This window comes from Massilia sp. SYSU DXS3249, assembly GCF_053668055.1.
Genome location: NZ_JBSIPX010000012.1, coordinates 72,930 through 85,484, shown reverse-complemented (window position 1 = coordinate 85,484; position 12,555 = coordinate 72,930). Strand labels below are relative to the sequence as shown.

At 66.5% G+C, this 12,555-nt stretch carries 13 protein-coding genes; 9 read left to right on the top strand and 4 right to left on the bottom strand.

The window, feature by feature from the left end; genetic code table 11:
- Positions 1–90: 90 nt before the first annotated feature.
- From ACWCIA_RS15110 to ACWCIA_RS15090, 5 genes are all read left to right on the top strand, one after another.
- Positions 91–975 carry a dienelactone hydrolase family protein gene (locus ACWCIA_RS15110; protein ID WP_454164571.1) on the top strand — a complete coding sequence of 295 codons (885 nt, stop codon included), beginning with the start codon at positions 91–93 and terminating at the stop codon, positions 973–975.
- A gap of 223 nt (positions 976–1,198) precedes the next feature.
- Positions 1,199–1,870, top strand: a complete 672-nt coding sequence (locus ACWCIA_RS15105) for a ZIP family metal transporter (RefSeq protein WP_454164569.1) — start codon at positions 1,199–1,201, stop codon at positions 1,868–1,870.
- Positions 1,871–1,960: 90 nt separating this feature from the next.
- Entirely contained in the window at positions 1,961–2,503 is a 543-nt protein-coding gene (locus ACWCIA_RS15100) for a putative glycolipid-binding domain-containing protein (RefSeq protein WP_454164567.1), read from the top strand.
- 126 nt (positions 2,504–2,629) lie between these two features.
- The gene (locus tag ACWCIA_RS15095; RefSeq protein WP_454164565.1) at positions 2,630–4,741 is read left to right on the top strand and encodes a TonB-dependent receptor domain-containing protein; all 2,112 of its coding nucleotides are present in this window, start codon (positions 2,630–2,632) and stop codon (positions 4,739–4,741) included.
- Positions 4,742–4,743: 2 nt separating this feature from the next.
- Positions 4,744–5,151, top strand: a complete 408-nt coding sequence (locus ACWCIA_RS15090) for a MerC domain-containing protein (protein WP_454164563.1) — start codon at positions 4,744–4,746, stop codon at positions 5,149–5,151.
- 13 nt (positions 5,152–5,164) lie between these two features.
- Here ACWCIA_RS15090 and ACWCIA_RS15085 read toward each other — a convergent pair whose 3' ends face one another.
- Genes ACWCIA_RS15085 through ACWCIA_RS15070 form a run of 4 tightly spaced genes read right to left on the bottom strand, consistent with a single transcriptional unit; the run spans position 5,165 to position 8,467 of the window.
- Positions 5,165–5,533 (bottom strand): Fur family transcriptional regulator, encoded by a 369-nt coding sequence (locus tag ACWCIA_RS15085; protein ID WP_454164561.1) that lies wholly within the window; start codon positions 5,531–5,533, stop codon positions 5,165–5,167.
- Between the two features lie 3 nt (positions 5,534–5,536).
- Positions 5,537–6,409 (bottom strand): sulfurtransferase, encoded by an 873-nt coding sequence (locus tag ACWCIA_RS15080; protein WP_454164559.1) that lies wholly within the window; start codon positions 6,407–6,409, stop codon positions 5,537–5,539.
- 7 nt (positions 6,410–6,416) lie between these two features.
- Positions 6,417–7,340 (bottom strand): DMT family transporter, encoded by a 924-nt coding sequence (locus ACWCIA_RS15075; RefSeq protein WP_454164558.1) that lies wholly within the window; start codon positions 7,338–7,340, stop codon positions 6,417–6,419.
- A 26-nt stretch (positions 7,341–7,366) separates the two neighbouring features.
- Complete coding sequence (locus tag ACWCIA_RS15070; RefSeq protein WP_454164556.1) at positions 7,367–8,467, bottom strand: aromatic ring-hydroxylating oxygenase subunit alpha; 1,101 nt, start codon at positions 8,465–8,467, stop codon at positions 7,367–7,369.
- 359 nt (positions 8,468–8,826) lie between these two features.
- Between ACWCIA_RS15070 and ACWCIA_RS15065 the strand changes: the two genes are divergently transcribed.
- The 4 genes from ACWCIA_RS15065 to ACWCIA_RS15050 all read left to right on the top strand — a co-directional run bounded on the left by ACWCIA_RS15065 (position 8,827) and on the right by ACWCIA_RS15050 (position 12,528).
- A complete protein-coding gene (locus ACWCIA_RS15065) occupies positions 8,827–9,087 on the top strand; it encodes an exodeoxyribonuclease VII small subunit (RefSeq protein WP_454164554.1) in 261 nt (86 codons plus the stop codon).
- Positions 9,084–9,977 (top strand): polyprenyl synthetase family protein, encoded by an 894-nt coding sequence (locus ACWCIA_RS15060; protein WP_454164552.1) that lies wholly within the window; start codon positions 9,084–9,086, stop codon positions 9,975–9,977. The genes ACWCIA_RS15065 and ACWCIA_RS15060 overlap by 4 nt, the downstream gene beginning before the upstream one ends.
- Positions 9,978–11,852 (top strand): 1-deoxy-D-xylulose-5-phosphate synthase, encoded by a 1,875-nt coding sequence (gene dxs, locus ACWCIA_RS15055; RefSeq protein WP_454164550.1) that lies wholly within the window; start codon positions 9,978–9,980, stop codon positions 11,850–11,852. It begins immediately after the preceding gene.
- Positions 11,853–11,997: 145 nt separating this feature from the next.
- Positions 11,998–12,528: a YybH family protein gene (locus tag ACWCIA_RS15050; RefSeq protein WP_454164548.1), complete on the top strand. Its 531-nt coding sequence runs from the start codon at positions 11,998–12,000 to the stop codon at positions 12,526–12,528.
- The last annotated feature ends 27 nt before the right edge of the window (positions 12,529–12,555 follow it).

Here is a 12,555-nt window from a genome sequence, read left to right as displayed (position 1 = left end):
CTGGCGCCTTTCGCATTGTGTGCTCATGCGCAAGCCCCCATGTCGCGGTAAGATAGTCAGCCTGACAACCAACGACCGGAGGGGATGCACATGAAGGATCTCGTACAGGATGGCGACAGCCTGCTTGCCGCCCGCAGCATCGAAGAGGGCGTCGACCGCCGCGTGTTCCTGAAGGCGGCCGTCGGCTCGGGTTTCGCGGCAGCGGCCCTGCCGGTCGTGGCGCAAACGATGGTCAAGACCGATACCGCGGGTTTGTCCGCAGGCGACCACATCATCGTCATCAACGGCCAGGACGTGCCGGTGTACCGCGCCCAGCCCGAGGGCAAGACGAATCCCCCGGTGATCCTCGTGATCTCCGAAATCTTCGGCGTGCACGAGCACATCAAGGACGTGGCGCGCCGCTTCGCCAAGCAGGGCTACATGGCGCTGGCGCCCGACCTGTTCGTGCGCGCCGGCGACGCGACCAAGGTCGCCAACATCGCCGACCTGATGAAGAACATCGTCTCGCAGACCCCGGACGCGCAAGTCATGCTCGACCTCGACACGGTCGTCACTTGGGCCAGGCAGCGCGGCGGCGACACCGACAAGCTCGGCATCACCGGTTTCTGCTGGGGCGGTCGCATCACCTGGCTGTACGCGGCGCACAACCCGAAGGTCAAGGCAGGCGTGGCCTGGTACGGGCGCCTGGTGGGCGAGGCGAGCGCCAATTCGCCCAAGCACCCGGTCGACGTCGCGCAGAACCTGAAGGTGCCGGTGCTGGGCCTGTACGGCGCGAAGGACACCGGCATCCCGCTCGAATCGGTGGAGCGCATGCGGGCGGCGCTCGCGAAGGGCAACAGCAAGTCCGACTTCGTGGTGTACCCGAACTCGGGACACGCTTTCCACGCCGACTACCGCCCGAGCTTCAACGAGCTTGACGCGAAAGACGGCTGGAAGCGCGCCCTCGACTGGTTCCGGACCCACGGCGTAGTGTGATCTCTTGAAGTGAGACGCGCATGAGCCGGGCACTGTACAATGCCCGGCTTGCCGCGCAGCGCAGCGCATTGCAAACAAGCGCGATGCCGGGCGCGCCGCACAAGAACAGAACAAGAGGCTTCACATCGACCCGATTCTCATCTCCATCCTGCTGGCGACCCTGATCGCCGGCGTCGTCAGCATCTCGGCCGCGGCGGTATTTTCGTTCACGCTGCTCTCCAAAATGGTGGAGCGGCTGGTCAGCCTGTCGGTCGGCATCATGCTCTCGACCACGCTGCTGCACGCGCTGCCCGAAGCCTTCGAGTCCGGCGCCGACACCCATCAACTGTTCGCCACGCTGCTGGCCGGCCTGCTGACCTTCTTCCTGCTCGAAAAAGCGGCCCTGCTGCGCCACTCGCACCACCACGAGGGCGACGGCCACCACCACGGACATGGCCACGACGCGCGCGAGGCCGGCAAGTCGGGCTGGATGATCCTGGTCGGCGACGGCATGCACAACTTCGTCGACGGCATCCTGATCGCGGCCGCCTTCCTGGCCAACCCGGAGCTGGGCATCGTCACCGCGCTGGCCATCGTCGCCCACGAGATCCCGACCGAGATCGGCGACTTCATCGTGCTGCTCAACGCCGGCTTCTCGCGCCTGCGCGCCTACGTCTTCAACCTGCTGTGCAGCCTGCTGTCGGTGGCGGGCGGCCTGCTCGGCTACTACACCCTCGACCAGGCCAGCGGCCTGATTCCCTACGTGCTGGTGTTCGCCTCCTCGGGCTTCATCTACATCGCCGTGAGCGACCTCATGCCGCAGATGCAGAGGAGAGCAACGGTGAAGGAGTCGATCCCCCAGGTGCTGCTGATCGCGCTGGGTGTCGTGATCGTGCTGTTCCTGACGGCGCGCTAAGGCGGCCGGGCGTATCATCCCGCTTTCCTGGCCGGCAGCGCTTGCCCTCGCGGCAAGCCGTGCCCGGCCGCGCCGACGCGAGGAGCCGCCATGAAGACCTGCCGCTGGATGCCCGAGACCGGGATCGGGATCGAACACATGGTGCTGCGCGAGGAGGGGGACGCCATCGTTGCGCAGGGCGTCGTCGCCGGCACGGAGTCCGGCGCCGACTATGGCGCCTTCTATGCCATCCGCTGCGACAAGGCCTGGCGCACCAGGCAGGTCCTCGTCGAGGTGGCGGGCGGCGCCCGCCTGGAGCTGTACGCCGACGGCTTGGGCCGCTGGCAGGAGCGCGACGGCGTAGCCATCGCCGCGCTCGACGGCTGCATCGACGTCGACCTCACCGCCAGCTGCTTCACCAACACCTTGCCCATCCGCCGCCTTGGTGCGGCGCTCCACCAACGTCGGGAAATCGACGTTGCCTGGATCCAGGTACCCGAGCTGACGGTGGTGCCGGCCCGGCAGGCCTACACCCGGCTCGGCCCTCGGCTCGTCCGCTTCGAGAGCGTCGACAGCGCCTTCCAGGCCGAGCTGCATGTCGGCGAGGACGGCCTCGTCCTGCACTATCCGGGCTTGTTTCGCCGCGTTGCCTGATTGCATGACGCCGGCAGGGCGCACGCCCTCGGTTGAGCTTTTAATGAGAATGACTTATCATTATCGAGAAAGCGCGGGGGCGTGTGCCCGCCGCGTGCACGCTCACTCATCGAAAGGAAGTCGTTCATGCCCTCCCTGACCTGCCGCCGCACCCCGCTTGCACTGGCCATCCTGTTCGCTTTCGGCGTTTCGCCCGGCGCCCATGCCCAATCGGCCGGCGCCAGGCTGCAGGCCGATCCCGACAGTATCCCGACCGTGGTGGTGTCGGCCAGTGCGCTGGGCCTGCTGGGCGACGACATGATCACGCCTGTCACCTCGCTCTCCGGCGGCGCCCTGGTGCGTGCCCGCGAGTCGACCCTGGGCGAGACCCTGGCCAACCAGCCGGGCATCACCTCGAGCCACTTCGGCGCCGGCGCCAGCCGCCCGGTCATCCGCGGCATGGACGGGCCGCGCGTCAAGATCCTGTCGGACGGCGCCGAGATCCAGGACGCCTCGACCATCAGCCCGGACCACGCGGTCGGCTTCGAGCCGCTCCTGGCCGAGCGCATCGAGGTGCTGCGCGGCCCCTCGGCGCTGGCCTATGGCGGCGGGGCGGTGGGCGGCGTCGTCAACATCCTCGACCGCAAGATCCCGAGCGCGATGCCGGCCGCGCCGGTCGAAGGCAGCGCCGAACTGCGCGGCAACTCGGCGGCGCGCGAGAAGACCGGCGCCTTCGAAGTCACCGGCGGCGCCGGCAGCGTGGCCGTCCACGCCGAAGGCGTCAAGCGCGACGCCGGCGCCTATCGCGTGGGCGACGGCTGGAGCGAAGGCGGCAAGGTCGCCGGCAGCTTCAGGAAGACCGAATCGGGCAGCGTCGGCCTGTCGTGGATCGGCGCGCGCGGCTACCTCGGCGCGGCGTACACCAAGGAACGCAACGAATACGGCATCCCGGGGCACAACCATGAATTCGGCAGCTGCCATCCGCATGGCGACCACCTGCACTGCGGCGGCCACGATGAGCACGATGAGCACGAGGGGCACGAGGGGCACGGCGAACACGAGGGCCACGATCACGAACACGAGCACGGCGCCGAAGAAGTCCCTGTCGTAAAGCTCGACAGCGACCGCTGGGACCTGCGCGGCGAATACCGCAACCCGCTGGCCGGCTTCAGCAAGGCCCGCCTGCGCGCCTCGTTCACCGACTATCGCCACGACGAACTGGAAGAGGGCGTGGTGGCCACCAGCTTCTTCAACAAGGCCCACGATGCACGCGTCGAACTCGAGCACGTGCCGGTCGGCGGCCTGCGCGGCGTCGTCGGCGTGCAGACCACGCAGCGCGACTTCCGCACCGAGGGCGAAGAAGGCTACGTGCCGCCGACGGTCACGAAAAAGGACGCGCTGTTCGCTACCGAGGAATACCGCCTGGGCGACTGGCGTTTCGAAGCGGGCCTGCGCCACGAGCGGCAGCGGATCGAGGTCGACGCGCCAGGCCGCGGCGACACGAAGGCGCGCGGCACATCGGTCGCCGCCGGCGCGGTCTGGAAGTTCGCGCCCGATTACTCGCTGCGGGCCTCGCTGGCGCGCAGCCACCGCCTGCCGACCGCCGAGGAACTGTACGCCGACGGCGTGCACCTGGCCACCAGCACCTACGAGATCGGCAACGAGGACCTGCAAAAGGAGACCTCGAACAACGTCGACCTCACGCTGCGCAAGTTCGCCGGCGCCACCACTTTCTCGCTGAGCGCTTTCCGCAACCGCGTCGGCAATTACATCCATGCCCACACCCTCGACGACCACGAAGGCTTCCAGCTGGTCGAGTATGCCCAGCGCGACGCGGTCTTCACGGGACTGGAGGGAGAGCTGCGCCACAGCTTCTCGCCGGTGTTCGATGCGACCCTGTTCGGCGACCTGGTGCGGGCCCGCTTCGATGGCGGCGGCGACCGGAACATCCCGCGCATCCCGGCGCACCGGATCGGCGTGCGCCTGAACGCGGACTGGCAGTCCTGGCATGGCATGGTCGAGCTCTCGCGCGTCGGCACCCAGGACAGGGTGGCCGCCTTCGAAGAACCGACCGGCGGCTACACCATGCTCAACCTGGGCACCCACTACACGACCCGCATCGGCGGCGTGCCGGCCCAGCTCTACGCGCGCATCAACAACCTGACCGACGAACTGGCCTTCAGCCACACCTCGTTCATCAAGGAAGCGGCGCCGCTGCAGGGGCGTAACCTGACGGCCGGCGTGCGCTTCGTCTTCTGACCATGAAAAAGCTGATCCGCTTCGCCGACTACGCCGGCATGGCCGCCTCCATGCTGTGCCTGGTGCACTGCCTGGCCATGCCATTGCTGCTGCTCGCGTTCCCGCTGCTGGGACTGAAAGGCGGACACCACCACGGCCTGCACGAGGCGCTGCTGCTGGGCGTGACCGTGCCGGTCCTGCTCGCGCTGGTGCCCGGTTACCTGGCCCACCGCGATCCGGCGGCCTTGCTGCTGGGTGTGGCCGGCCTGGGCGCCTTCCTGCTGGCGGTACTGGTGGTCGGGCCGCGTTTCGGGGAAGGGTTCGAGACCGTGCTGGCTGTCGCCAGCAGCGTGCTGCTGCTGGCCGCCCACCTGCGCAACCACCGCTACTGCCGGCAGTGCGCGGCGCCGCAGGGGCAGCCCTGCAAGTGAAGCCGGGGCCGCGTCAGCGGCAGTGGCTGCACACGCCATAGAGGGTCAGCTCGTGCGATTCGAGCACGAAGCCTTCCGGCGTGAGCTTTTGCATGTCGCCCGGGCAGGCGTGCACTTCGTACACGCGGTCGCAGCTGCGGCAGTGGAAATGGTGGTGGTGGCCATGGCCGGACAGTTCGTAGCGGTCGCCGCCGCCCGGCAGCGACACGGCCGTGATCTCGCCGGCCTCGAGCAGGGCCTTGATGTTGCGGTAGATGGTGGCCATGCCGATACCCGGCACCACGCCTTGCGCGTGCTCGAGGATCTCCTGGGGCGCAAGCGGCCGGCCCGCATCGGAGATGGTTTGGTGGATGGCCTTGCGCTGTCGCGTATTGCGTTCCATCGATCAGTCCTTCGTGGCGGAGCCGGTGGCGACCGGCCGCCCTGGGTCGCTGCTCCACTCGCTCCACGACCCGGGATACAGGGCAGCGCCCGGCATGCCGGCCACCTCCAATGCCAGCAGGTTGTGGCAGGCGGTGACGCCCGAGCCGCACTGCATGATCGCGTCCTGCGGCGCGCCGATGATCCCCTCGAACTCTTCGCGCAGCTGCTCGGGCGCCTTGAAGCGGCCGTCGGCCTGCAGGTTGTCCTTGAAGAAGCGGTTTTTCGCGCCCGGGATGTGCCCGCCGACCGGATCGATGGTCTCGTTCTCGCCGCGGAAGCGGTCGGCCGCGCGCGCATCGACCACCGTGCGTTTGGCCGTTTCGAGATTCTCCAGCACCTCGGCCACCGTCACCGTCGGCACGAAAGGCGCACGCGCTTCGATGCTGCCGCGCGGTTTTGCTGCGACCTCGGTCACCACCGGGTGCCCGAGCGCCTGCCAGGCCGGCAGGCCGCCGTCGAGCACCGCCGAGGCTTCGTGCCCGAGCCAGCGCAGCAGCCACCACAGGCGCGCGGCGTACATGCCGCCGTGGGCGTCGTAGGCCACAACCTGGGTGCCGTCGTTGATGCCCCAGCCCCGCAGGGTCTCGGCCAGCGCTTCCTTGGCCGGCAGCGGATGGCGTCCGCGAAACACGCCGTCGTCGCCGCGCTTGGGGCCCGACAGGGCGGTTTCCATGTCCGCGAACACGGCGCCCGGCAGGTGGCCCGCGGCATAGGCTTCGCGGCCGAAGGCGAGGTTGACGAGGTCGTGGCGGCAGTCGACGACAACCCAGTCCGGCGTGTCGAAATGCGCGATGTGCGCGGCAAGGTCTTGGGCGGAAATCAGGGTCGTGTACATGGGCTCCTCACAGTTCGCTGGCGATCGGGTCGGTCTTCTTGATGGCAGGGCCTTTCGGCGTGCTGCGCGTATTGTAGAACGTCGCGGCGATGCCCGAAGCGAGGATGACGGCGATGCCCAGCCACACATGCCAGTCGAAGCGGTCGCCCCACAGCATCAGGCCCCACAGGCTGGAAAACACGATGCCGGTGTACTGCAGGTTCGCCACCACCAGCACCTTGCCGACGCGGTAGGCGCGCGTCATGGCCATCTGCGCCATCAGGGCGGCGCAGCCGATCCCGAGCAGGAGCAGGAGCCCGCCCTGCGTGTGGGAATGGAAGGGCAGCCCGGTCGCCTGGCCGTCGCCCGACAGCACCCCGGCCAGGCCGGCGATCGTGGTCGTCAGCGAGAAATAGAACACGACGCGGTATTCCGGCTCGCCCATCTGGCCAAGTTTGCGCACCTGCATGTAGGCCATCGCCGAAATCACCGAGGAGCAGACGCCGGCCAGGCCGCCGAGCCACTGGTTGGTTTCGAAGGCCGGCTGCAGCACCAGGGTGACGCCGAAGAAGCTGGCGCCCACGGCCAGGATCAGCGGCCACTCGACCGTGTTTGTCTTCGACCACCAGCCAGCGATGAACAGCCCGGCCGCGATCCAGATCGGCGCCATGTAGTTCAGGGTCATGGCGGTGGCCAGCGGCAGCTTGCCGATGGCGAAGAACCACAGCCAGAGCGAGATCACGCCCACCAGGCTGCGGAACAGGTGCTCTTTCGGGAAGGTGGTGCGGAAGCTGCCGCCCTGGTGGCGCACGATGGCCAGCAGGACGACGGAGCCGATCAGGCCGCGGTAGAACAGGAGTTCGGAAGTGGTGTAGAACTCGGACGCCAGCTTCACGCCGGCGCCCATGGCGGCGAACGCGAAGCTGGCAAACAGCATCCAGAGTGAAGGCATCAGGTTCCTATGGTGACAACTCGGGCTTATAGCTCTATCTTGCTGCGGTACCACTCGTGGAAGTGCTGCATCCCGTCTTCCATCGGCGACTGGTAGGGGCCGACTTCGTTGACGCCGCGCTCGAACAGGATCTTGCGGCCGGCGTCCATGCGCTGGGCGATCTCGTCGTCCTCGATGCAGGTCTCCATGTAGGCGGCGCGCTCGGCTTCGACCAGCTCGCGCTCGAACAGGGCGATCTCTTCCGGGTAGTAGAACTCGACCACGTTGCGCGTTTTCTGCGGGCCGAGCGGCCACAGGGTCGACACGACCAGCACGTTCGGATACCACTCGACCATGACGTTCGGGTACAGCGTCAGCCAGATGGCGCCCTGTTTCGGCTCCTTGCCGCCGTTGAACTTCAGGACGGCTTCCTGCCACTTTTTATAGGTCGGCGAGCCGGCCTTCTGCAGGCCGCGGTTCACGCCGACGGTCTGCACGCTGAACTCGCGGCCGAATTCCCATTTCAGGTCTTCGCAGGACACGAAATTGCCCAGGCCCGGGTGGAAGGGCTCGACGTGGTAGTCCTCCAGGTAGACCTCGATGAAGGTTTTCCAGTTGTAGTCGACGTCGTGGATTTCGACGTGGTCGAACAGGTAGCCGGAGAAGTCGAGGTCCTTGTCGACCGACATCCCGCGCAGGGTGTCCATGACCTTGTAGCCGTTCTGCTCGAACAGCAGGCCGTTCCAGCTTTGCAGCGAGGTCTTGGACAGGTTCAGGCAGGGCGTTTCCGCGAAATGCGGCGCGCCGATCAGCTCGCCCTTGAGGTCGTAGGTCCAGCGGTGCAGCGGGCACACGATCGTGTTCGCGTTGCCGCGGCCATTGAACATCAGCGCCTGGCGGTGGCGGCAGACGTTGGACAGCACCTCGATGCCGTTGGCGTTGCGCACCAGCATGCGGCCTTCGTTTTCCGAAGGCAGCGTCGCGAAATCGCCCGTTTCCGGCACCATCAGTTCGTGGCCGACGTAGCGCGGGCCGTTCTTGAACAGGTGCTGGAGTTCACGCTGCAACAGCGCTTCATCAAAGTAAACATTTACCGGAAGCTGAGCGCACGAGCGCGCCAGCTTGGCGTGGGTAGCCAGATCGGACATCCCAACCCCCCTTATAAAAGCACATTGCCAAAGAAGAGAATAAGAATCCAAAGACCAGTATTCTGGCTGCAGAGATACGGTGTTTCGGACAGAACCTTAGATTATAGCGTGGAACGAGCTCGACAGTCGTGGGCCCTCACGACTTTGGGGCCCGCAGTGGCAAAGAGATTGCCGAAAGGGCATCGTTTTCATCGAAATTGTGGCGATTGCGCTACCATGCGAATTGCATTGCAGGCATCTCGACAGGTGCGCCGGCCACCCCAAGGGTTAGGATTGTTTTAAAATACGCGATTGGACTCCCCCATGGCGCACCGGTTGCGCACAGGGGCAGCTTCGCCGGCCCAACACAACAAGACACTATGGCAAACAATATCAACGCTGGAGCGACCACGCCGCCGGCCTCGTTCGAAGAGGCAATGGCCGAACTGGCCCAGCTCGTCACCCAGATGGAAGGCGGCCAGCTGCCGCTGGAAGCGTCGGTGGCCGCCTATGCACGCGGTTCCGAGCTGGTGAAGTATTGCGCAGCCCAGCTCGACCGGGTCGAGTCGCAGGTCAGGATCCTGGAAGGCGACATGCTCAAACCGTTCAGCGCCGAGGGCGTGGGCGAGGGCGATCGATGACAAGCGTTCCGTTCGCCCAGTGGATGGCGGGCGTGCAGGCCGAAGTGGAAGAGGCGTTGTCGACCTTCCTGCCGCCTGCCGACGCGGTGCCGCACAAGCTGCACGAGGCGATGCGCTACACGACGCTCGGCGGCGGCAAGCGCGTGCGTCCGCTGCTGGTCTACGCCAGCGGCGCGCTGTTCGATGCCGGCCCGGCCGCCCTGAGCCGTGCCGCCTGTGCGCTGGAAATGATCCACGTGTATTCGCTGGTGCACGACGACATGCCCTGCATGGACGACGACGCGCTGCGCCGCGGCAAGCCGACCGTGCACGTGGCCTATGACGAAGCGACCGCCCTGCTGGTGGGCGACGCGCTGCAGGCCCAGGCCTTCGAGCTGCTGGCCTCGAACACGTCGTTGCCGCCGGCGCGCCAGGTCGCCATGCTGCAGCTGCTGGCGCGCGCCGCCGGCTCGAGCGGCATGTGCGGCGGCCAGGCGATCGACCTCGACAGCGTCGGCCTGTCGCTGACGCGCGAACAGCTCGAACAGATGCACCAGCTCAAAACGGGCGCGCTGCTGCGCGCTTCGGTGCTGCTGGGCGCCCTGTGCGGCAAGGACCTCGACGCGCCGGAGCGCGAAGCCCTGGATGCCTATTCGAAGGCGATCGGTCTCGCTTTCCAGGTCATCGACGACATCCTCGACGCCACGGCCGATTCGGCCACGCTCGGCAAGACCGCCGGCAAGGACGCGGCCGACAACAAGCCGACCTATGTATCGATCCTCGGCATGGAACAGGCGACGGCGCTCGCCGAGCAATTGCGGCGCGATGCGCATGACGCGCTGGCGCCATTTGGAGAACAAGCACTGCGGCTGCGCGAACTCGCGGACCTGATCGTGCAGCGGAAGGCATAAATGAAACTGCTAGAAACCATCAACGACCCGTCGGACCTGCGCCTGCTCTCGCGCACCCAGCTGACGCCCCTGGCCAACGAATTGCGCCAGTTCCTGCTGGAGTCGGTCTCGAAGACCGGCGGCCACCTGTCGTCCAACCTGGGCACGGTGGAACTGACCATCGCGCTGCACTACGTGTTCGAAACCCCGCACGACCGCATTGTCTGGGACGTGGGGCACCAGACCTATTCACACAAGATCCTCACCGGTCGCCGCGAGCGCATGGGGTCGCTGCGCCAGTTGCACGGCCTGTCGGGCTTCCCGAAGCGCGACGAAAGCGAATACGACACCTTCGGCACCGCCCACTCGTCGACCTCGATCTCGGCCGCGCTCGGCATGGCCGCCGCCGCCAAGATCAAGGGCGAGCACCGCCACGCGATCGCCGTGATCGGCGACGGCTCGATGACGGCCGGCATGGCCTTCGAGGCCCTGAACAACGCCGGCGTCGAGGAAGACTGCAACCTGCTGGTAGTCCTGAACGACAACGACATGTCGATCTCGCCGCCGGTGGGCGCCCTCAACCGCTACCTCGCGCGCCTCATGTCCGGCCAGTTCTACGCCGCCGCCAAGAGCGTCGGCAAGACCGTGCTGCCGGGCCCGCTGCGCGAGCTGGCCAGCCGCCTCGAAGAACACGCGAAGGGCATGGTGGTCCCTGCCACGATGTTCGAGGAATTCGGCTTCAACTACATCGGCCCGATCGACGGCCACGACCTCGACTCGCTGATCCCGACGCTGGAAAACATCAAGAAGCTCAAGGGCCCGCAATTCCTGCACGTCGTGACGAAAAAAGGGCAGGGCTACAAGCTGGCGGAGGCCGAGCCGATCCTGTACCACGGCACGGGTAAATTCAACCCGACCGAGGGCATCATCCCGTCGACCGCGCCGGCCAAGATGACCTACACCGAAGTCTTCGGCAACTGGCTGTGCGACATGGCGGCCGTCGATGGCCGCCTGGTCGGCATCACGCCGGCCATGCGCGAGGGCTCGGGCATGGTGCGCTTCCACCAGCAGTACCCGGAGCGCTATTTCGACGTCGGCATCGCCGAGCAGCACTCGGTGACCTTCGGCGCAGGCCTTGCGACCGAAGGCCTGAAACCGGTCGTCGCGATCTACTCGACCTTCCTGCAGCGCGGCTACGACCAGCTGATCCACGACGTGGCGCTGCAAAACCTGGACGTGACCTTCGCACTCGACAGGGCCGGCCTGGTGGGCGCCGATGGCGCCACCCACGCCGGTAACTACGACCTGCCTTACCTGCGCTGCATCCCGAACATGGTCGTCATGGCGCCATCGGACGAGAACGAGTGCCGGCAGATGCTGACGACGGCTTACCACTACCCGGGTCCGGCCGCCGTGCGCTACCCGCGCGGCGCCGGCATCGGCGCGGCGATCCAGCCTGAACTCACCTCGCTCGAGATCGGCAAGGGCGAGATCAAGCGCCAGGGCGAAAAGATCGCGATCCTGGCCTTCGGCTCCATGGTGGCGCCGAGCATGGGCGCGGCTCTTGAACTGAACGCGACGGTCGCCAACATGCGCTTCGTGAAGCCGCTCGACGTCGAACTGGTCAAGCAGCTCGCAGCCGACCACGAGGTCTTCGTGACGGTGGAAGAGGGCGCGACCATGGGCGGCGCCGGCGCCGCCGTGGCCGAAGCGATGGCCGCCGCCGGCATCGTCAAGCCGCTGCTGATCCTGGGCCTGCCCGACAAGTTCATCGACCAGGGCGACCCCGCCGCACTGCTGGCCTCCGTCGGCCTCGACGCCAAGGGCATCGCCGCCTCGATCCGCGCCCGCTTCGGCGCCGCGGGCGAACCGCGGCTGGTGGTGAACAACACCTGAGCCTCGTGCCCGGGATGAAGAAGCGGCGCTCGATGCGCCGCTTTTTTATTTCCAAACCCGTGTTCCCGTCGATCGAAGCGTTACATTTGGTGAATCTGTTCGTCTTTCAATTTCCTATACTCATGTTTTCCTTTCGGGAGACATGATGAACCGCTTCGCCACCTGCCTGTCCCTTTCCCTGCTGCTGTTTGCTCCGCACATGGCCTTTGCCCAGGACGCCACCGGCAAACAGGAGATCGAACGCGTGATCGAGACCTTCCGCAAGGCGATCATCGACAAGGACCAGGACACCTTCCTCAAACTGTTCCTCAAAGAGGACATCACCTGGTCCGGCGTCACCACCGACGCCAGCATCGAACGGATCTACGCCAACCGTCCCGACCCCAAGCTGCCGCGCCCAAAGAAGAGTTTCAGCAGCAGCCCACGCAAGTTCATCGATTCCATCGCGAAGGAAAAGGAACGCCTGGAGGAGACCTTCTCCAATGTGCGCATCGACACCGACGGCGAGGTGGCCCAGGTTTGGTTCGACTACAGCTTCATGTTCGGCACGTACAGGGAAAACTGGGGCAAGGAAAGCTGGCAGATGGTGCGTACCGAGAACGGCTGGAAGATCGCGGCGGTGGTTTGGTCGCAGGAATTCAATCCGGTGCCGCCGCCGAAAGCGCCAGCCCCCTGAGCGGACCGGAGCCGGGACACCGCTTGA